This window comes from Flavobacterium sp., from assembly GCF_027483985.1.
In the GTDB taxonomy this organism is placed as follows: domain Bacteria; phylum Bacteroidota; class Bacteroidia; order Flavobacteriales; family Flavobacteriaceae; genus Flavobacterium.
The window spans coordinates 1-21,118 of the sequence record NZ_JAIXTJ010000005.1; the positions used below are offsets into that span (position 1 = coordinate 1).

Genomic DNA, 21,118 nt, shown 5'->3' on the forward strand with positions numbered 1-21,118 from the left:
CGTCGCTGGACAAGAAATTGTACTTGGAGCTGGTAATGCTGCAATAACTGGTGCTGTTGTATCAGTTACATTGATTGTTTGAGATGCTGTTGATGTGTTTCCACAAGCGTCTGTTGCTGTCCAAGTTCTCGTTACTGAATAACTTGAAGCACATTGTCCGTTGGTTGTTACATCATTGAATGTTAATGTAACATTTGATCCGCAAGCATCTGTTGCTGTTGCTGTTGCAAAACTCGGCGTCGCTGGACAAGAAATTGTACTTGGAGCTGGTAATGCTGCAATAACTGGAGCTGTTGTATCGGTTACATTGATTGTTTGAGATGCTGTTGATGTGTTACCATTTGAGTCTGTTGCTGTCCAAGTTCTAGTTACTGAATAACTTGAAGCACATTGTCCGTTTGTTATTACATCATTAAATGTTAAAGTAACTGAGCCACAAGCATCTGTTGCTGTTGCTGTTGCAAAACTAGGCGTCGCTGGACAACTGATTGTTGATGGCGATGGTAATGCTGCAATAACTGGAGCTGTTGTATCTACAACATTTATTGTAATTGTAGCTATGTCGCAATTAGATGGATTTGCAATTTCACATATTCTATAAGTAAACGTGTACGATCCTGCGCTTATTCCGCTAGCAATAGTTATATTGCCAGAATTATCAAAAGTTATATTTGGATTACTTCCTGTTAATAATGTAAATGTTACTTGATTAGATGAAACTGGAATATTATTTAATAAATCATTTGAAATAACGTTTCCAATCAAACCAGAAGAAGAACAATTTATATTTGAATAATTGTCATCTATCGCATTAATCGCTCCACATCTACTAATTGTAAATGGGAAAAAACAACCTGAAGTATTTGGAGGAACTGCATAATAGGTTACTGTCGATCCTGCAATTGCTGGAAACGGTGTATTAACATTATATTGAATAGACGTAGAAGTAATTGGATATTCGTTGTAAAATAATGAACCTAAAGGAAAATTTGAAGCTATTTGAGAAACAGCAACAGTTGTACTAGAATTGCAAATATTAAAATTTCTAACTAATGGCGTATTTTGACAATTCGCATTTACGTAATTAGTACCATTAATATCTACATTCAAAGGTTGACTTATTGGCTCACCAACACAGTTCCCATTTTGTGTATAACCTTTTATATATCCCTTTCCATTAAAACTAACTCCTGTTATTCCTCCAACACCAGACGATGTTCCATTAACAGAGATAGGAGCCAAACAATTTGGATTACTCAATATAGAACAATCAGTTGTTGCACTTAATTTAAATGTTAATGAACCTAATAGTGTACTTGGATCAGCTGGCAAAGGTAAAGTACCAAAATCCCATACAAGTGAACCTGTTGCACCTAAAGTAGGATCAAAAAATATTGTATTTGGAGTTGGTAATGGTGAAAATAATATAGTACCAACTGCACTTCCTGCCACATAAGTTGCATTAAAAGGCATCGGAATTATAAGTTTGTAATTATTAATTGGTTCTGTTCCTAAATTTTTGATTGAAACATTAAAAGTCATTTCTTGTCCAGGTAAAACTGTATACGGAGCAGCAACTACAGGAACATTATTTATTGCTGTTGTAGTTAACACATTTTCAACATCTGGAATATAAGCGTCAACCGACATTACAGCTGCGAAAATCACATAAGTATCTTGGGTTGTACCATATCTAAACCTAGTAACCGTTTGATTGTTTGTTAAAACAGTATTATTAGAATTTGGAATATCAAAAACACTAATATCTAAACCCGTGTTATTAAGTAAATTTGGATTTCTAGTATTACCACCTGTTTGAATTGATGAATTAAAGAAATTATCTATCGCATTTCCTGAGTGATTTAATGTTACCCAGCTTGTATTGGTATGGTTTCGTATTTGAAAGTAATCACCTGAAATTCCTCTATCACCTTCACCTGCCATTAAACCTAATTTCATATTTACTGGTCCAGATTGCACCGTATTGAATCCCGAAACTGGAATTTCAAAATCAGCTGTAACACTACCCGCAACATAAGCGTGACCATCAAAGATTGTTACATCTCTGTATTTCATTTTAGAATTTTCATAAACAACTACCAAACTCCATCCGCCGTAGAAACCAGTTCCTCCGCCATTACCTTCAACTAATGCTAAATCAGCAGCAAAATAATTTCCTAATCCATTGTTTCTAACATAATCTGTAACTTCGGCGTAAGCTGAATACATATATCCATCTGTAGTTGTAGGATAATAAATATCTGTAGCTGCAGCTGTAAACTGAGTATAGGTTGATGATTGTGGTCCTTTTAAAGATATAACTCGTTTATCATATGTTTTCGTTACTGATACAGTACCCAAAATTGTACCTGATACATTAACATTAGAAAATGAAGTAGTCTGAGTATTAGTTGTAGTTAAGCTTGTAGATGTGTCTCTAACTAAATCTTTAATTGTTAAAATTACAGATCCGTTTGTAATAACATAAGGAGTATTTAATGTTGCTGTTGAAGTTGATCCTGTTGTTGAAACAGTAACTGGTACATTAACAGCAGCGGCACCATTCACAGATAAAGTAACCATAGCTGCTCCAACTGCGTTAGTATAATTGAAAACATAACTATTAGTGCCGTTTGAGAATGTATAGATTGGATAACGATTACCTGTTCCTCCACCTCTAGTAATTCCTAAAGAATAGTTGGTATTTGTAATCGCGTTACCATTTCCAACATTATAATTTGTATTAATTGCTTGATTGCCAGGAACCGACTTTGTTATCGTAAAAATATTGTTACTTGGGTTAGAATCCGACGATCTTCCTGTCCAATACAATCCTGCATAAACTATTTTCGAACAAGATGGCAAAGCACCATTTTCAGTAGAAAATGTCAAATTTGCTGATGATGAATTAAGTGTATTTACATCTCCATCAATATCAACATAAACCATTTGGTTGTTGTTAGTATCGGTGTCGTTATAACTTTGAAGTGTTAGATTCGTATTTCCAACCATTGCAAAATCACCTTTAATGTTATAAACATTTCTTGATGGTGTATATTGAGAAGTCCTTTGCGTAAAAGGTACTCTAACTTGTGCATTAGCAGAAAATAATAACCCTAGCAAGAACATTGTCTGGATAAAGTAAAAGCTAATTCGATTATTTGTATTTGAGTATGATTTTTTCATAATAAATAGGTTTATTTTATTCAAAATAATAACTTAAGATATTTTTTCAACGCTGAAAAAAACAACGCATTTCGGGTTACAGTTTTTAATCAATCTAGCCAATTGAGTTGCTTCCATATCAAAATTTAATTTGATGTGAATGTATTTTACGTTTTTGTAATTACAGATTGTTGTTAAATCTATCGGACCACTAATATCAGACGCTCTTGCAATCTTTATTGTCACTATCTGAATATCATTAGTTGGTAAATCAGGTCGATCTGCAATGCTAAGTGAAGTTAGGTCAGTGTACATACAAACTGGCATTTGCCCGAATGTTCTAGCTTGACCATTACTTAGATACAAAGACGCATTTGAATTATTTAATAAACCCAGTACTGTATTATACTCTGCTGAAGAACTTCTAGTGTTTGAAGTAGATATAGAATTCAAAAAAGCATCTTTTGTAATGATTTGATTCGCTTGTGCAGTTCTTTGTGAATGAACGCTGGAAATTGAAAACATCATCAATAAAATTACAAAAGCAATCTTAAGAGTTCTTACAAATCTTTTAGATTGTAGAACAGACGATTTTGTTAATTGTTTTACTTTTAAATTACTCATAATATTATATTTTAAATGTTTTTTATTATTAAAATATAGCACTAATGAGATTTAAACAAGGTTTAAATTTCTTTCGAGGTTAAGTTTATTTTATCTTTAGTTTCGGGGCAGAAAGCTAAGATCAACTTCACAATATATTTTAATTTCTTTTTTATCTCTTCGATTTTAGTCGAATTAATTCTACAGCAAACCTAAATTATAACTTTCCTACAAAAAATTAAAAACGTTGAAAAGCATTGAAAATCGTTCAGCTACACTTTTGGACTATTTTTTGTTAATTTAAACTTAAAATTTACTTAAAATTTTATTATATAAATATAAATATTTGACAATCAATATTTTAAATTCAAATTAAATGATTCAATTTGCAAAAATACATTTCACTCAATTGGTCTAACGATAAATTCTATGAAACACCATTTTGACTTCACAAACTTATAAAGTTAGTTCATAAAACTATACCCGTAGAAATACGTGTTTTTACTCTCTCTTTATGTAACAATTAAACGGCGATTTCTTAAACCTTTTAACAAATGCTATTTACTTTGTATCTTTGCAGAATAATACATAGTAAATGAGAATAGACATTATTACATTATTACCTGAATTACTCAGAAGCCCGTTTGAGGCATCAATTATGAAACGCGCCATCGATAAAGGATTGGTTGAAGTGCATTTTCATAACTTGAGAGATTACACAACTAACAAACAAAAATCGGTAGACGATTATCCGTTTGGTGGTGGTGCAGGCATGGTTATGATGATTCAACCTATTGATGATTGCATTACTCATTTAAAAACTCAAAGAAATTACGATGAAATAATATATATGTCTCCTGATGGTGAAACTTTAAATCAAAAAATGGCAAATACAATGTCAATGTACGAAAACATCATCATTTTATGTGGTCATTATAAAGGAGTGGATCAACGAGTACGTGATCATTTTATTACAAAAGAAATATCAATTGGTGACTATGTACTTTCTGGCGGTGAACTCGGTGCATTAGTTTTATCAGATGCTTTAATAAGATTAATTCCGGGTGTATTAAGTGATGAAACCTCTGCCTTAACCGATAGTTTTCAAGATGGATTACTTTCAGGACCAATTTACACAAGACCAGCCGATTATAAAGGATGGAAGGTTCCAGACGTATTAACTAGCGGTCATTTTGCTAAAATTGACAAATGGCGTGAAGATATGGCCTATGAACATACCAAAAACAGAAGACCAGACTTATTAGAAGAATAAACTACTTTATTTTAGTTTAAAAATCATTTAAAACTAAAAACAAAAACTTGTTTATTTAAAATAAATTTGTACTTTTGCACCCTCATTTGATTAACCTCTGGCGAAAACCGTGAATGTTACTCAGATTTAAACCATAATAGAATTAAAAATGGCAAATTTAGTAGATTTCGTAAATAACGAATTATCAACAAAAAAAGATTTCCCTTCATTTGGAGCTGGTGATACAATCACAGTTTACTATGAAATTAAAGAGGGTGAAAAAACAAGAACTCAGTTTTTTAAAGGAGTTGTTATTCAAAGAAAAGGTTCAGGTTTAACTGAAACTTTTACAATCCGTAAAATGTCTGGTGCAGTTGGTGTAGAGCGTATCTTCCCAATCAATATGCCAGCTTTACAAAAAGTTGAAGTTAACCAAAGAGGTAAAGTTAGAAGAGCTCGTATCTATTACTTTAGAGAACTTACTGGTAAGAAAGCAAAAATCAAAGAAAGAAGATACAAAAACTAATTCTTTCTTGAAAATGAATAGAAAAATCCTTTTGATAAAACAAAAGGATTTTTTTTTGCAATAAAGTCAACTTCAAATTATCAAATTCACAATTTAAAATCTTTAAAATAATAAATTCATAATTCAATCGATTTCGTTGTAAATCATTACCTATTTTATCTCATTTTCATATCTTTGCTATCCGCGAAATTTATTTTACAACATAAACGAAAATATCGTTTGATATAAAAACAAACAACAAAATGTCAAAGTCTAAAATCATTTACACTATTACTGATGAGGCGCCAATGTTAGCCACATTTTCATTACTTCCAATCATTAAATCATTCGCTGCAACAGCCGATATTGATGTAGAAAGTAGAGATATATCATTAGCAGGAAGAATCATTGCGAACTTCCCAGAATATTTAACCGAAGAACAAAAACTTGGCGATGCATTAAACGAACTTGGAGCATTAGCAAATACTCCAGAAGCCAACATTATCAAACTTCCAAACATTTCAGCTTCTGTACCACAATTAAAAGATGCTATAGCAGAATTACAATCTAAAGGATATGCACTTCCAAATTTTCCGGAAGAAGCACAAACTGACGAAGAAAAAACTGTTAAAGCAAAATATGCAAAAGTATTAGGTTCAGCAGTAAACCCTGTTCTTAGAGAAGGTAACTCTGATAGAAGAGCACCAAAAGCTGTAAAAAATTACGCTCGAAAACATCCACATTCAATGGGTGCATGGTCTTCTGATTCTAAAACACACGTTTCAAGTATGGAAAGTGGCGATTTTTATGGAAGCGAAACCTCAGTTACCGTTACCGAAGCTACTGATGTTAAAATTGAATTTGTTGACAACAGCGGAACTACAACTGTACTAAAAGCAAGTACTCCATTAAAAGCTGGTGAAATTATAGATAGTTCTGCTTTAAGTATTTCAAAATTCAAAGAGTTTATCGCCAAAGAAATCATCGACGCCAAAGAAAAAGGTGTTTTGTTTTCAATTCATATGAAAGCTACAATGATGAAAGTTTCTGACCCAATTATTTTTGGGGCTGCTGTTGATGTTTTCTATAAAGATGTTTTCACTAAATATGCTACACTTTTTGCAGAATTAGGAATAGATACCAAAAATGGTTTAGGTGATGTTTATGCTAAAATCGCTGGCAGACCTGAACAAGCTGAAGTTGAAGCGGCAATAAATGCGGTTTATGAAACTGGTCCAGCCATTGCAATGGTAAATTCTGATAAAGGAATAACTAACCTTCACGTTCCTTCTGATGTAATTATTGATGCCTCAATTCCGGCAATGATTAGAACTTCAGGTCAAATGTGGAACGCCGAAGGAAAAGGACAAGACACTAAAATTATTGTTCCAGATCGTTGCTATGAAGGACTTTATACTGCAACAATTGATTTCTGTAAAAAACACGGAGCATTCAACCCTGTAACAATGGGAAGCGTACCAAACGTTGGACTTATGGCTCAAAAAGCAGAGGAATATGGTTCACACGACAAAACATTTCAGTTGGCTTCCGATGGAGTTGTAAAAGTTACAGACGTTAACGGAAACGTATTAATGGAACAAAAAGTACAATCGGGAGATATTTTTAGAATGTGTCAAACCAAAGATGCTCCTATTCAAGACTGGGTAAAACTTGCTGTTAACAGAGCAAGATTGTCTAACACGCCTGCGGTATTTTGGTTAGATGAAAATCGCGCACACGATAGACAATTGATAGAAAAAGTTACAACCTATCTAAAAGATTATGATACAACAGGTTTAGACATAAGAATTTTGAATCCTGTGGCTGCAACTAATTTCACTCTTGAGAGAATCGTTAAAGGTGAAGACACTATTTCAGTAACAGGAAATGTACTTCGAGATTATTTAACCGATTTATTTCCAATATTAGAAGTTGGAACCTCAGCTAAAATGCTTTCTATCGTTCCTTTAATGAATGGTGGTGGTTTATTTGAAACTGGCGCTGGTGGATCTGCCCCAAAACATATTGAACAATTTATTGAAGAAGGTTATCTACGTTGGGATTCACTTGGCGAATTTCTTGCACTTGGAGTTTCTTTAGAACATTTAGGTCAAGTTTTTAATAACAAAAAAGCACTTGTTTTATCTGAAACACTTGATTCTGCAACAGAAAAATTCTTAGATACCGACAAATCGCCATCAAGAAAAATCGGCAGCATTGACAATAGAGGTTCACATTTTTATCTTACACTTTATTGGGCGCAAGCGCTTGCAGCTCAGGATAAAGATTTAGAATTAAAAGCTAAATTTGAACCTATCGCAAAACAATTAACTGAAAATGAAGAGAAAATCAATGCTGAACTAATTGGTGCTCAAGGAAAACCTCAAGAAATTGGAGGTTACTACAAACCAAACCAAGAATTAATGTTCAAAGCAATGCGCCCAAGTGCAACCTTTAATTCAATATTAGAGCAGTTGAATTAATAATAAATAGTATTCAAACAAAAAGACGACTGAATTAAGTCGTCTTTTTTTATTCATTTGTTGGTTCTTTGTCCAAACCTTTCTTTTTGTAAACTTTAATTATTGCTCGATAACCTTCGTTCAAACCCCAAAATTGCTCCGTGATTATTTTTCCGTTACCATCAACAAACGAGAACTGTCCGGTATTTGGAAAAGACAAACCAATATTCAAGGCTTCAATTTGAATAATATTCAATCCTTCTTTAAGATTGTAATCATATTTTTGATATCCTGAATCTAAATCAATAACCTTAGTTACAATTTCTCCATTCAACCAAATTCGAACCATATCGCCATCAATAGCACTATAATCTCTTGCTGAAATTTTAATTTCACTAGTATAAACAGTATATTCTCCAAGAAAAATATCACTATTGAGGATTTCTCTAGTGATACCTTCTTTAGCCATTTGGGATTGAATTTTTTCAGTATAAATTTCGGAAGCTGGTCTTACATCATATGTTTTCGGGCTTTGAACCTCGCCTACTTTTGGTAGCTTCGGCAAATCTCTCAACAACTTATCGTCATTAGATTTAAAATATTGACTTTCAAATTTTATCTCTGGTGCAATTGTTTTTGGCGGAGTTTCTGGCATAACAGCTTTCTTTTTCGCTGCTTTTTCTGGCATTGCACTAATGTTCACTTTTCTTTTAGTTTGCTCAAATTGGGCTTGAGAACTAAAGGAAAAACAAACTAAAAAAGTAACTAAAAATATTATCCTAACCATACTACTTTAAAGTGTAAATATATTTAAAAAAGAAATACAACTCCTTAATTATTAACCATACATTAACATTCGTTATCTAAAATTAAAGATAATTAATCGTCAAATTTGCAAATCTAAATCAAAGAGTATGCCTTTTAATAAATTAACGTCTTTAATTTTATTTTTATTACTGTCGTTTTGTGGTTTTTCACAAGAAAAATTCACAATAAGCGGAACCATTTCTGATAAAAAAAATAACGAAACGCTAATAGGCGTCAACGTGATTGTCAAAGGCACGAAGTCCTTTACTATCACCAACGAATATGGTTTTTATTCTTTGACCTTACCAAAAGGCAATTATGAAATAAGCATTAGTTATATCAGTTATGAAACTATTGATGAAAAAATTACATTAGATCAAAATATCAAGAAAAATTTTAGCCTTTCAGAAAGCGGCGAATTACTAGAGGAAGTTGTAATAAAAGAAAAAATTGGAACCAACACTCGAAAACCTGAAATGAGTGTCAATAAAATGTCAATTGCAACTATTAAACAAATGCCAGTTGTTTTGGGCGAAGTTGACATCATTAAATCAATATTATTTCTTCCTGGAGTTACTAATGCTGGCGAAGGTCAATCAGGATTTAATGTTCGTGGTGGTGGCGCCGACCAAAATTTAGTTCTTCTTGATGAAGCTACCATTTATAATTCTTCGCATTTATTTGGTTTTTTCTCAGTTTTTAATCCTGATGCCATAAAAGATCTAAAACTTTATAAAGGCGGAATTCCGTCGCGCTTTGGCGGAAGAGCATCGTCTGTTTTAGATATTTATCAAAAAGATGGCAACAGCAATAATTTTCATATGAATGGCGGCATCGGATTAATTTCTAGTCGATTGTTAGCTGAAGGTCCAATTGTCAAAAACAAAGGTTCGTTTATTGTTGCCGGTCGTGGTTCTTACGCACATTTGTTTTTAAAATTATCCAATAACGAAAACTCGGCTTATTTTTATGATTTAAATACTAAATTAAATTATAAAGTCAACAAAAACAACAATTTATACTTATCTGGATATTTTGGTAGAGACGTTTTCTCACTAAACCAAAGTTTTACCAATACCTACGGAAACTCCACATTAAACTTGCGTTGGAATCACTTATTTTCAGACCAGTTATTTTCTAATTTATCTTTAATCTATAGTGATTATTATTATGGTTTAAATTTAGATTTCGTTGGATTTAATTGGGATTCAGGCATTAAAAATTATAATATCAAATATGATTTTAAGTACTATTTAAACGATAAAATCAAATTAAATTTTGGTGCTAACGGAATTTATTATGATTTCAATCCGGGAACTATCGAACCTTCAAGAAGTGATTCCGGGATAAATTTTCGTCAATTAGAAAAAAAGTATGCTTTTGAACCTGCATTTTATGCTGGCGCAGAACAAAAAGTTAGCGATAAAATAAATATAGAATACGGTTTGCGCTACAGTTTGTTTTACAGATTAGGTAGTTCGACTCGAAATATCTATGCTAATAATCAAGCGGTAACATTTGATAATGATTTAAAAATCTATGAGAAAGCAACTCCAATAGGAACAGAATTTTTTAGCAAAAATCAAGTCATTGCCGATTTCAACAACTTTGAACCAAGATTTTCCGTTGCCTATGAATTAGATGATAACAAATCGGTTAAAGCTAGTTATAACCGAATGGTTCAATATTTACAACTTGTCACCAATACGGCGTCACCTACTCCACTTGACGTTTGGACACCAAGTGATAATTTCATCCAACCTCAAATTGCCGATCAAGTTGCCCTTGGCTATTTTGCAAATTTTAAAGACGATGCCTATTCTATTGAAGTAGAAAGTTTTTTCAAAAAGGTTAAAAACAGAATTGACTATATCGATGGTGCCGATTTGATTGCAAACGAAGCTATCGAACAAGTGATCTTAAATGGCGAAATGCGTTCTTACGGATTAGAGGTAATGTTCAAGAAAAATACAGGCAAGTTCAACGGCTGGATTTCATACACACTTTCGCGTTCTGAACAACGAACTCCAGGTAGAACTCCAAATGAAACCGGAATAAATAATGGCAATTGGTACCGTTCTGCTTATGATAAAACCCATAATTTAGCCGTAACCAGTTCGTATAAATTAAATAAAAAATGGAATTTCGGTGCCAATTTTGTACTTCAAACCGGACAACCAGTAACCTATCCTAATGGGCAATATACTTATCAAGGAATTAAAGTTCCTAGTTATGGATTGCGAAATGAAAACAACCTTCCGCTTTACCATCACTTAGATGTTTCAGCAACTTTAACGCCCAAAAGCAGTGAGAAAAAACGATGGAAAGGTGAATGGGTTTTTAGTATTTATAACTTATATGCACGAAAAAATGCTGCATCAATTAGTTTCAGACAAAACCAAGACACTGGACAAAATGAAGCCATTAAGTTATCCATCTTTGGTATAGTTCCTGCAGTTTCTTACAACTTTAAATTTTAAAAAAATGAAAAATATAATCTACATTCTAGCACTTTTATTTTTAGTAAGTTGCGAAGACAAAGTCGATATTGATTTAGATACCGCAGCACCAAAATTAGTAATTGATGCCAATATTTTATGGCAAAAAGGAACAATCGGAAACGAACAAAAAATCAAACTGACTTTAACCACTGATTTTTATAATAGTACCATTCCAGTAGTTTCTGGTGCTACAGTAACTGTCACAAATAGTTCAAATACCGTTTTTAACTTTGTTGAAACACCCAATACAGGCGAATACATTTGTTCTAATTTTGTTCCTGTAATCAATGAAAATTATACTTTGTCGGTTATTTACGAAGGTCAAAATTATACTTCAACTGAAAAACTATTGGCTACACCAACTATTGACACGACACAACAAACAACCGTTCAAGGATTTGCTGGTGATGAAATTCAAGTAAAATTTTTCTATCAAGACAATGCTTTAGAAGACAATAATTATTTGATTGGAGTGAAAAATTCTGATAAATTACTTCCTGAATTTGGTGTCATAAAAGATGAATTTTTTCAAGGAAATCAAATGTTCGGATTTTATACCAATAGCGATTTGAAAGCGGGTCATATTTTGACCTTTAGTTTGAAAGGAATTTCAACTCGTTATTTTAACTATATGAATAAGTTGTTAAATATTGCAGGCAGCACCAATGGTAGCCCTTTTGCAACGCCACCAGCAACTTTAAGAGGAAATATTATTAATCAAACTAATGAAAGTAATTATCCACTAGGATATTTCCATTTATCAGAAACCGATACTTTAAGTTATACAGTGCAATAAATTTAGAGTTGTCAAATAAAGTAGTACTTTTGAAAATAGACTTGCAATTTTACATCTAAAACTTTAAACTACTTTATTTAAATGTCATCACATCATATTGTTCGCGACGATCAAGAACCTGCATTAATCATAGCAAATGGTGCTTCGTGCAGTTTTGAACTTTTAGGCCAATTATTAGAATGGTCGCCAATTGTTGTAGTCTTAGACAATGCCATTGATCGAGTTTTGCAATTAGACATTAAAATTGATGTACTTTTAGGAGACTTTGATGATGATTTTGATGCCGAAATTTATAAAGAAAAGCAGTTTCCGCTTGAAATTGTTCATACTCCAAACCAAGATAAAACCGACTTAGAAAAAGCATTTGATTATTTAATAGATAAAGGTCATAAAGCTGTTAACGTAGTATGGGCAACAGGAAAACGCGCAGATCATACCATTACCAATATCACAACTATTGTTAGTTATAGAAATAAATTAAAAATTGTAATCCTTGATGACCATTCCAAAATATTTTTATTGCCCAATAAATTTGAAAAATGGTACACAAAAAACACTCCTATTTCGTTAATTCCAATCGGACAAGTTAATGGAATTACAACCCATAATTTATTTTATCCTTTAAATAACGAACAGCTTACCCTTGGATATCGAACCGGAAGTAGCAATCACGTAGCGAAAGATGGAATAGTAAAAATCGAGCATCAAAAAGGCGATTTACTTTTAATGGAATGTTTTGACTAAAACTTTGGTTATCTATAATCAATTTCCTATATTTGAAATAGAGAAATGACAAAATGAAGAATAAAACAAGTACCGAAAAAACGACTTTACACCCAAGAAATAAACATAGATTTAGATACGATTTTGAAAAATTAATTTATAATTATCCCTTATTAAAAAATTATATTTTCATCAACGAACACGATATTGACCCGAGCAAGAGCGAACAGGAGAAGCAAACTATTGATTTTGCAAATCCAGATGCTGTAAAAGCGCTAAATAAAGCACTTTTAATTTCCGATTATGGTGTGGAATATTGGGACATTCCTAAAAACTATTTGTGTCCGCCAATTCCCGGTAGAGCTGATTACATTCATTACATCGCCGATTTACTAGCCGAATCTAATAATGGAATCATTCCTAATGATGAATCTACCATTGGCTTAGATGTTGGTATTGGTTCTAATTGCATTTATCCAATTATTGGAAATAATGAATACAATTGGAGCTTTGTAGGAACTGATATTGATGAGAAAGCGCTTCAAAATTGCAAAAAAATCATTGCAAACAATCCGCATCTGATTGAAGCAATAAGTTTACAACTACAAGTTGAACCTAGATATATTTTCAAAAATATTATTCTGCCAGAAGATAAATTTGCTTTCACAATTTGTAATCCGCCATTTCACGCCTCACAAGATGAAGCAACGAAACAAGCTTTACGCAAAGTAACTAATTTAGAAAAAGAAAAAACGCTAAGTCAAGACAAATCTAGAACAAGCGAAGCTAAACTTACTTTAAATTTTGGTGGTAAAAACGCAGAACTTTGGTGTTCAGGAGGCGAAATTGGCTTCATTACTCAAATGATTTATGAAAGTGTAAAATATCCATTACAAGTTTTTTGGTTTACGACTTTGGTTTCTAAAAAAGATAATTTAAGAAGCATTTATAAAACCTTAAATAAAGTTGGAGCCGTTGAAATTAAAACTATAGAAATGGCACAAGGACAAAAAATAAGTCGTTTCGTTGCTTGGACTTTCTTGAGCGAAAAGCAGCAGAAAGATTGGAAGTTCACGGTTTGATAAAAACTTTTGCTTAAATTTGTATAAAACTAATATCTATGGGTACAATTGATTTAAAAAACATTGTAATTTCTAAAATTTCAGAAATCAATGATGAAGCTTTTTTAGCTGCAATTAATACTATTTTGGATAGCAAATCGGAAAGCATATTAATGGTCTCTGATGACCAAAAAAGTTCTATTAAAAAATCTCAAAAAGAATATTTAGAAGGCAATTATTTTTCAAATGATTCCGTAAACGAAGAAATGGAAAAATGGCTGAAAGAGTAATTATATGGACATCAATTGCTAAAATTGAATTAAAACATATTCTAGAATTTTATAATTTTAGGAATAAAACTAAAACATACTCTCAAAACCTTTTTAGAAAAATACAATCTGAAATAAATCTTCTAATCCTTTATCCTACAATTGGTAAAAAGACAGATATAATAAATGTTAGAGGTTTAATCATTGAAAATCATATTGTTTATTATGAATTAAATGAAAATCAAATCATTATACTATCAGTTTGGGATTCAAGACAAAACCCAGATAGATTGAAATTATAATAAATGAAATTCGAAGTAATCTCCGCATACGAACCTACAGGTGATCAGCCACAAGCTATTGAAAAACTTTCAAATGGTATTTTAATTGGTGAAAAATACCAAACTCTTGTAGGAGTTACGGGTTCAGGAAAGACTTTTACTGTAGCTAACGTTATTCAAAATGTAGACAGACCAACGCTGGTTTTGGCTCATAACAAAACGTTAGCCGCACAATTATATTCTGAATTCAAACAATTTTTTCCTAATAATTCGGTGCAATATTTTGTTTCGTACTATGATTATTACCAACCAGAAGCCTTTATTCCTGTAACTGGAACTTATATCGAAAAAGATCTATCCATCAATGAAGAACTCGAAAAATTACGTTTAAGTACTACTTCTGCCCTACTTTCTGGTCGTCGTGATATCATTGTAATTTCCTCCGTATCTTGCCTTTATGGTATCGGAAATCCAGTTGAATTTCAAAAAAATGTGGTTACTGTTGAAAAAAATCAAGTTATCTCAAGAACCAAACTTTTACACCGATTAGTTCAAAGTTTATATTCTAGAACCGAAGCTGAATTCACGCCTGGAACCTTTAGAATTAAAGGTGATACTGTAGATATTTTTCCGAGTTATGGCGACGAACCATTTAGAATTCACTTTTTTGGAGATGAAATTGAAGATATTGAAGCTTTTGACGCAAGAAGTTCTAAAGTTTTAGAAAAATATGACAAGTTAACGATTTATCCTGCCAATATGTTTGTTACATCACCAGATGTTTTGCAAGCAGCCATTTGGGATATTCAACAAGATTTGGTAAAACAAGTCGATTATTTTAAAGAAATTGGTAAACATTTAGAAGCCAAACGACTAGAGGAACGCACTAATTTCGACCTAGAAATGATTCGTGAGCTTGGTTATTGCTCTGGAATTGAAAATTATTCACGCTATTTAGACCGTCGTTTGCCTGGCACTAGACCTTTCTGCTTATTAGATTATTTCCCAGATGATTTCTTGATGGTTGTTGATGAAAGTCACGTAACCATTTCGCAAGTACACGCTATGTATGGTGGCGATAGAAGTCGTAAAGAAAACCTTGTCGAATATGGATTTCGTCTTCCGGCAGCGATGGATAACCGTCCGTTGAAGTTTGAAGAATTTGAATCAATGCAAAATCAAGTCATTTATGTTTCTGCAACGCCAGCCGATTATGAATTACAAAAATCGGAAGGAATTTATGTAGAACAAGTTATTCGTCCGACCGGATTACTTGATCCAATAATTGAAGTACGTCCGAGTTTGAATCAAATTGACGATTTGATTGAAGAAATCCAACAACGTTGTGAAGTCGACGAACGTGTTTTAGTAACAACTTTAACCAAGAGAATGGCTGAGGAATTAGCCAAATATTTGACAAAAGTTTCAATACGTTGTCGCTACATTCATTCTGATGTAGATACTTTGGAGCGTGTTGAAATTATGCAAGATTTACGAAAAGGTTTGTTTGACGTTTTGATTGGTGTGAACTTACTTCGTGAAGGATTAGATTTACCCGAAGTTTCTCTTGTTGCCATACTTGATGCTGATAAAGAAGGATTTCTTAGAAGTCATCGTTCGTTAACGCAAACCGTTGGACGTGCCGCAAGAAACGTGAATGGAAAAGCCATAATGTATGGTGATAAAATTACCGATTCTATGCAAAAAACTATCGACGAAACCAACTACCGTAGAGAAAAACAAACTAATTACAACACCAAACACGGACAAGAACCTAAAGCCTTGAATAAAAGTTTGGGAAGTGCATTAGGAAACAATTCGGTATCAACAAAGTACTACGAAAATCAAGTCTTGAAAGCAGCCGAACCTGAAAGTTTGTACCTGTCAAAACCTGAAATTGAAAAGAAAATTCGAGAAGCCAAAAAAGCAATGGAGAAAGCTGCAAAAGATTTAGATTTTATGCAAGCCGCAAAATTCCGAGATGAAATTAAAGCGCTACAAGAAAAATTATAAAAAAAACGCAACTTTTTAAGGTTGCGTTTTTTCATACCAATCAACAATTATTAACCAATTGCAATCGTACGTTTTGGTTTTGGAAGCGCTTCTTCTCGCTTCGGAAGTGCTACATACAAAACACCATTTTCATAAGTGGCATTGATGTTTTCTGTATTAACTGTTTCAGGCAAAGTGAATGCTCTCCTGAAAGACGAATAACTGAACTCTTTGCGAGTATACTTTCCTTCGACTTCTTCTTTTTCTGTTTTCATTTCAGACGAAATAGTTAACACATTGTGATCAATTTCGATATTGAAATCTTCTTTATTCTTTCCAGGCGCAGCTAATTCAATGCCGAAACTTGTATCGGTTTCTTTGATATTTACTGCAGGAACATTGGTATTAAAATTTTGAATTCCTCCCAACCAATCTGGTTTTAATAATTCATCGATAATAGATGGAAATGGTACAGTGTTTCTTTTAATTAAGTTCATAATTGTTATATTTTAAGATTAAACATTTAATATTTTATTGACATTAAAACAAATTATATACCAACACCAAAAACAAGTCATTTTGACTGAATATCAATACTTTAAACTGAAATATTGGCATTTTAAGAAGTTTTTAACTGACGAATTTTCAGAGAAGAAATAGTATTTATAATTTATAGCAGCATCTCAAATAATGAATTATAAAAGATAATCAACACTAGATAAAAACTTACTTTCGTTGTAAGATAAATTTTAGTTTTGTAGCTTTGGGTAAAATAAGAAACCAAATAGCGCTACTCCTAACTTTATTTGAGCGCATTTAAGTCATAACGCAAAGTTTAGACGCAAGTTAGTGTTAACTTTAGCAGTAACCAATTTAAAAAGATGACCTCATTTATCAATAAAACTCAAAAAACTATTTATGTATCTTCAATTATATTGACTAGTGCTTTTTTGATAATTTCAATATATTCGTACCTAAATGTTTATTTAACATTCGGGATGGTACCATTATCAGAAGATTATACACCCGAACTCATTAAAAGCACCGGAAAATCATTTAATATTTTTCCATTCTCTATAGGAATAAGAATTGTATGGAGTTACTTATATTTTTACTTATTTAATATTTTCTATATTCCAATTATGATTTTACTAAGATATTTCATTCCAAAAATAAATGTGCATAAAAAATTATTTTTCTTATACATTGGATATAACTTATTAGTTGTAGTACTTTTATTTTCTGAATTGAAAATAGTTAATTGGTACTACGGTTATGTACTTGATTAATATAAAGCTACTGCTAGCACACGTTCTGCGCTATTGCAAGAAAAGTGCGAAATTCAAGTTTATCTTTCGTAAGAAATTTTATCTATAACAGAAAATAAAAAGTTCCGAACTTCGCAACAGCTCAAAGCTTGGGAACGTTGATGACAACCAACTAACGAGAACAAAAGACAATGAAAACTCCCGACCTAATTTATAAAATTAATTGGAGAATAATACTACTTCATAGTATTGCGACAATTTTCATTATTCTCTGTACTCAACAATTTGTAAAACTTAATGACATAGAAATCATTAAATTAATTGATAAATATGGTGCTGAAAACTCTTTAAAACAATTGCAAAAAGATACTAATGGCATTAGTAGAATTTCAGATTTTTTACTTTGGAATAGTATGTCCAATATGATTGGATTATTAACAGGATTTATATTATCCTTAATAATCATTATAAGAAAGAAAATGTTTTGGCTAAACTCATTAATTATTTTTTTTATTGGGCTATTATTTATAAAACTTGGGCTATTCAAAAACCACATAATTAATACACTATTTTATTCTTTTGACGATATATTTCCCAAACTTGGACTTCTATACAAGTACATTATTAAAGGAACAATATTATTAAGTATTACATTACTTATATTTTTTAATAAGTGGATAAATAATTTTGCATTGAATTATATGTCGAAGAAAAAATAAACCGACACGAAACTAATATAAATTAGCTCCATTTAAATATAGTCTCAGTAAAAAGCAAGGCAATTGCTTTATTTGAAATCGAAAAGGCCTTTAATTAAAAGTTTTGTTTATATTTGTTAATGCTTGGTCTTGGTTCATCGCCACTTCTTGAAGCCGCTGCACGTTATGTGCTATTTTCTCAAAAATCACGATAAAATACAACTATGAAAAAATGTTTATTTATATTTTTCATAATATTTTGGAACTCAAATTTTTCTCAAAATGCAAATCTTGTTTTGGAAAACTATATTCAAAAAAATTACTCGACGAAAGATATATCAAGATTACCTATATCAAACGAAATTCTTACAAACTATATTAAAATTTATATAGAAGATGAAATTAATTCAATGTATGAAGGAGAAGAAGCATATAATATAGTGGTCAATAAATTTGATTGGAAAGAATTGAAAAATTCTACTCGAAAACTTCATGAATTTACATTTAAAGCTGGAAAGCGTGAGTTTAAAAAACAAAGATTTACCGAACCAATTTTTTCAAGGGATGGAAATTATGCTATTTTCTATGAAACAGAGAAATGCAAAGAAGGTTTATGTGGAAATGGTAGCTTAATTTTAATGGAAAAGATTGGCGAATTATGGAAACAAAAAGCTGTGTTACTTGCATGGATGGGTTAATAAAACAGCACATATCAGCTATTTCAAAAAATGGCAAGGCAATTGCTTTATTTGAAATCGAAAAGGTTTTTAATTTAAAGTTTTGTTCATACCTCTAAAGCTTTCGTCTCGGTTTATTACCAAAAAAGCAAAGCGTCAAACGTCAAAAACCTATTTAAAGATACTCGACATTTGTGAGTTTAATTCATTTGTTCTTGAAAAACTTCTAATAAATAATCGGGTGACACCATTCGGGTTGGTGATTGCTGCATCGCTTTTAGAACGCGCTTCATTGCGAAAGGGTTTAATCCCATATTAATTCCGATTTCGTGGATTTTTATTTGTTCTCTTTCGTGCAAAACACCATCGCAATGCATTAACAAGGCTAAACGGTAAAATTGCTGAATGCGTTCAAACTCACTTTTAATGATTTCACTACGACTTTCATCGTGAAAAAGTTGTTTCAGCTCGTCGTTATTCACACCAAGTTCTATTGCAATTAGTGATAAAAATCTATATTCTCTCTCGTGCAATTCGCCATCAACTATCGCAAAGGCAATCATATCTGACAATAAACTTAATTTTTGTTCTTTAGTGTTCATCAAAATGTTTATTTTTAGCTAAAATATAATTATTTGTTAAATTCTAAAAATAAAATCACTTGAAATTTATTTTAACTTTTTTCCTTTGTATAGGATATTTGACTTTAAATGCGCAGCAAAGTACCGCTAGCAAACAAGTTACAACGTTTACTATCGATGCACCTCAATTAAAAACGACCAAGAAAATTTGGGTATATCTTCCAAAAGAATACGACTCCAATACCAAGAAAAAATATCCAGTAATCTATATGCACGACGGACAAAACTTGTTTGATGCCAAAACATCTTACGTTGGAGAATGGAATGTTGATGAAACACTTGATAGCATTTCGGCGCAAGTCATTGTTATTGGAATCGAACACGGCAACGAAAAACGTATGGACGAACTTACACCATTCAAAAACGAAAAATATGGTGGTGGCAACGGTGAAGCTTATTTAGATTTTATTGTACAAACCCTAAAACCTTATGTGGATAAATCTTATCGAACAAAAACAAATGCCAGCAATACAGCACTTTTCGGCAGTTCGTTAGGCGGCTTGATTTCGTTTTATGGTGCTTTAAAATATCCAAAAGTATTTGGGAAAATTGGCTGCTTTTCACCTTCTTTTTGGTTCAACAGAAAAGAAATTTTTACATTGATGGAACAAACAAAGACGTTTAAAACTAAAATATATTTTTTGTGCGGAGACAATGAAGGCGATGACGATATGGTAAAAGATTTAAACGCGATGGAATATCAAATTAACACCAAACGCTGTGAATGCAAGCTGCTAAATAAAAAAACAATTGTACAAGGAGGACAACACAATGAAAAATTATGGCGAGAAGGTTTCAAAAAAGCGTACCTTTGGCTTTTCTAACTGTTAGTAGTTTATGGTTCATAGTTAGTAGTTAGCTTAACAACAAACCATAAACAACAAACTATAAACAATAAAAACATTGAACAACAACGATATTTTCAAAAAACTACGAGTAGCTTTAATGCTTCGCGACGACCAAATAGAAGAAATTTTAAAATTGGTAGATTTCAGAATGTCTAAAGGTGAAATTGGCAACTTTTTTAGAAGTGAAGACCATCCTAAATTTATGGAATGCGGTGATCAAGTGTTGCGTAATTTCTTAAACGGATTGGTAATATATTTGCGCGGTACAAAAGAAAATCCAAAAAATCCAGCAGATGTAATTGCAATTCACAAAAAAGAAGCACAACCAAAAGAGTTTAAAAAAACAGAAGTTGCAGCTCCTAAAAAAGAATTTAAGTCTGGTGATTTCAAGAAAAAACCAGCTTCTAAACCAAATTATAAAGACAAAAAACCGGTAAAGAAAATTGAAATTGTAGAAAAAGTAAACTACAAAAACGGAAAGAATACCAAAGGATAATTTCAATGAATTATAAAATAGTAAATAAGATTTTTGGTTTAATCATCATTTCATCAAACTTACTAGTTTTTAT

Annotated in this window: 19 protein-coding genes and 1 pseudogene; 15 read left to right on the forward strand and 5 right to left on the reverse strand. The window is 32.0% G+C overall.

The genetic code is table 11. From position 1 onward, the window contains the following. Both Q0050_RS00325 and Q0050_RS00330 read right to left on the reverse strand, forming a co-directional pair. A pseudogene (locus Q0050_RS00325) lies at positions 1-3,186 on the reverse strand (hypothetical protein); the annotation flags it as partial. A 33-nt stretch (positions 3,187-3,219) separates the two neighbouring features. Next, the gene (locus Q0050_RS00330) at positions 3,220-3,789 is read right to left on the reverse strand and encodes a hypothetical protein (protein WP_298391546.1); all 570 of its coding nucleotides are present in this window, start codon (positions 3,787-3,789) and stop codon (positions 3,220-3,222) included. A 574-nt stretch (positions 3,790-4,363) separates the two neighbouring features. Between Q0050_RS00330 and trmD the strand changes: the two genes are divergently transcribed. The 3 genes from trmD to Q0050_RS00345 all read left to right on the forward strand — a co-directional run bounded on the left by trmD (position 4,364) and on the right by Q0050_RS00345 (position 8,008). Further along, positions 4,364-5,041, forward strand: coding sequence for a tRNA (guanosine(37)-N1)-methyltransferase TrmD (gene trmD / locus Q0050_RS00335; protein ID WP_298391548.1), 678 nt, complete (start codon positions 4,364-4,366; stop codon positions 5,039-5,041). Between the two features lie 148 nt (positions 5,042-5,189). After that, positions 5,190-5,546, forward strand: coding sequence for a 50S ribosomal protein L19 (gene rplS, locus Q0050_RS00340; protein ID WP_298391550.1), 357 nt, complete (start codon positions 5,190-5,192; stop codon positions 5,544-5,546). Between the two features lie 242 nt (positions 5,547-5,788). Then, complete coding sequence (locus Q0050_RS00345; RefSeq protein ID WP_298391552.1) at positions 5,789-8,008, forward strand: NADP-dependent isocitrate dehydrogenase; 2,220 nt, start codon at positions 5,789-5,791, stop codon at positions 8,006-8,008. 49 nt (positions 8,009-8,057) lie between these two features. On the opposite strand, the gene Q0050_RS00350 is transcribed toward Q0050_RS00345, so the two are convergent. Then, on the reverse strand, positions 8,058-8,675 hold the full coding sequence (locus Q0050_RS00350; protein WP_298391554.1) for a hypothetical protein: 618 nt from the start codon (positions 8,673-8,675) through the stop codon (positions 8,058-8,060). Between the two features lie 226 nt (positions 8,676-8,901). On the opposite strand from Q0050_RS00350, the gene Q0050_RS00355 reads away from it, so the two are divergent. From Q0050_RS00355 to uvrB, 7 genes are all read left to right on the forward strand, one after another. Beyond that, positions 8,902-11,274 carry a TonB-dependent receptor gene (locus Q0050_RS00355; protein WP_298391556.1) on the forward strand — a complete coding sequence of 791 codons (2,373 nt, stop codon included), beginning with the start codon at positions 8,902-8,904 and terminating at the stop codon, positions 11,272-11,274. A 4-nt stretch (positions 11,275-11,278) separates the two neighbouring features. Continuing rightward, on the forward strand, positions 11,279-12,091 hold the full coding sequence (locus Q0050_RS00360) for a DUF4249 domain-containing protein (RefSeq protein ID WP_298391558.1): 813 nt from the start codon (positions 11,279-11,281) through the stop codon (positions 12,089-12,091). 81 nt (positions 12,092-12,172) lie between these two features. Beyond that, positions 12,173-12,835, forward strand: a complete 663-nt coding sequence (locus Q0050_RS00365) for a thiamine diphosphokinase (protein ID WP_298391560.1) — start codon at positions 12,173-12,175, stop codon at positions 12,833-12,835. Between the two features lie 53 nt (positions 12,836-12,888). Further along, positions 12,889-13,896 (forward strand): 23S rRNA (adenine(1618)-N(6))-methyltransferase RlmF, encoded by a 1,008-nt coding sequence (gene rlmF, locus Q0050_RS00370; RefSeq protein WP_298391562.1) that lies wholly within the window; start codon positions 12,889-12,891, stop codon positions 13,894-13,896. Between the two features lie 38 nt (positions 13,897-13,934). Further along, the gene (locus Q0050_RS00375; RefSeq protein WP_298391564.1) at positions 13,935-14,165 is read left to right on the forward strand and encodes a hypothetical protein; all 231 of its coding nucleotides are present in this window, start codon (positions 13,935-13,937) and stop codon (positions 14,163-14,165) included. Continuing rightward, entirely contained in the window at positions 14,150-14,446 is a 297-nt protein-coding gene (locus Q0050_RS00380) for a type II toxin-antitoxin system RelE/ParE family toxin (RefSeq protein ID WP_298391566.1), read from the forward strand. Before Q0050_RS00375 ends, Q0050_RS00380 begins: the two co-directional genes overlap by 16 nt. A 3-nt stretch (positions 14,447-14,449) precedes the next feature. Beyond that, positions 14,450-16,438: an excinuclease ABC subunit UvrB gene (uvrB, locus tag Q0050_RS00385; RefSeq protein ID WP_298391568.1), complete on the forward strand. Its 1,989-nt coding sequence runs from the start codon at positions 14,450-14,452 to the stop codon at positions 16,436-16,438. A gap of 50 nt (positions 16,439-16,488) precedes the next feature. Here uvrB and Q0050_RS00390 read toward each other — a convergent pair whose 3' ends face one another. Then, positions 16,489-16,914 carry an Hsp20/alpha crystallin family protein gene (locus tag Q0050_RS00390; protein WP_298391570.1) on the reverse strand — a complete coding sequence of 142 codons (426 nt, stop codon included), beginning with the start codon at positions 16,912-16,914 and terminating at the stop codon, positions 16,489-16,491. 384 nt (positions 16,915-17,298) lie between these two features. On the opposite strand from Q0050_RS00390, the gene Q0050_RS00395 reads away from it, so the two are divergent. The 3 genes from Q0050_RS00395 to Q0050_RS00405 all read left to right on the forward strand — a co-directional run bounded on the left by Q0050_RS00395 (position 17,299) and on the right by Q0050_RS00405 (position 19,081). Next, entirely contained in the window at positions 17,299-17,706 is a 408-nt protein-coding gene (locus tag Q0050_RS00395; RefSeq protein ID WP_298391571.1) for a hypothetical protein, read from the forward strand. 170 nt (positions 17,707-17,876) lie between these two features. Continuing rightward, positions 17,877-18,404, forward strand: coding sequence for a hypothetical protein (locus Q0050_RS00400; RefSeq protein ID WP_298391573.1), 528 nt, complete (start codon positions 17,877-17,879; stop codon positions 18,402-18,404). A 203-nt stretch (positions 18,405-18,607) separates the two neighbouring features. Further along, a complete protein-coding gene (locus tag Q0050_RS00405) occupies positions 18,608-19,081 on the forward strand; it encodes a hypothetical protein (RefSeq protein WP_298391575.1) in 474 nt (157 codons plus the stop codon). 179 nt (positions 19,082-19,260) lie between these two features. Here Q0050_RS00405 and Q0050_RS00410 read toward each other — a convergent pair whose 3' ends face one another. Then, a complete protein-coding gene (locus tag Q0050_RS00410) occupies positions 19,261-19,662 on the reverse strand; it encodes a TerB family tellurite resistance protein (protein ID WP_298391577.1) in 402 nt (133 codons plus the stop codon). A gap of 59 nt (positions 19,663-19,721) precedes the next feature. On the opposite strand from Q0050_RS00410, the gene Q0050_RS00415 reads away from it, so the two are divergent. Both Q0050_RS00415 and Q0050_RS00420 read left to right on the forward strand, forming a co-directional pair. After that, entirely contained in the window at positions 19,722-20,525 is an 804-nt protein-coding gene (locus Q0050_RS00415) for an alpha/beta hydrolase-fold protein (protein WP_298391579.1), read from the forward strand. A gap of 79 nt (positions 20,526-20,604) precedes the next feature. Next, positions 20,605-21,045, forward strand: a complete 441-nt coding sequence (locus tag Q0050_RS00420) for a DUF1456 family protein (RefSeq protein WP_298391581.1) — start codon at positions 20,605-20,607, stop codon at positions 21,043-21,045. The last annotated feature ends 73 nt before the right edge of the window (positions 21,046-21,118 follow it).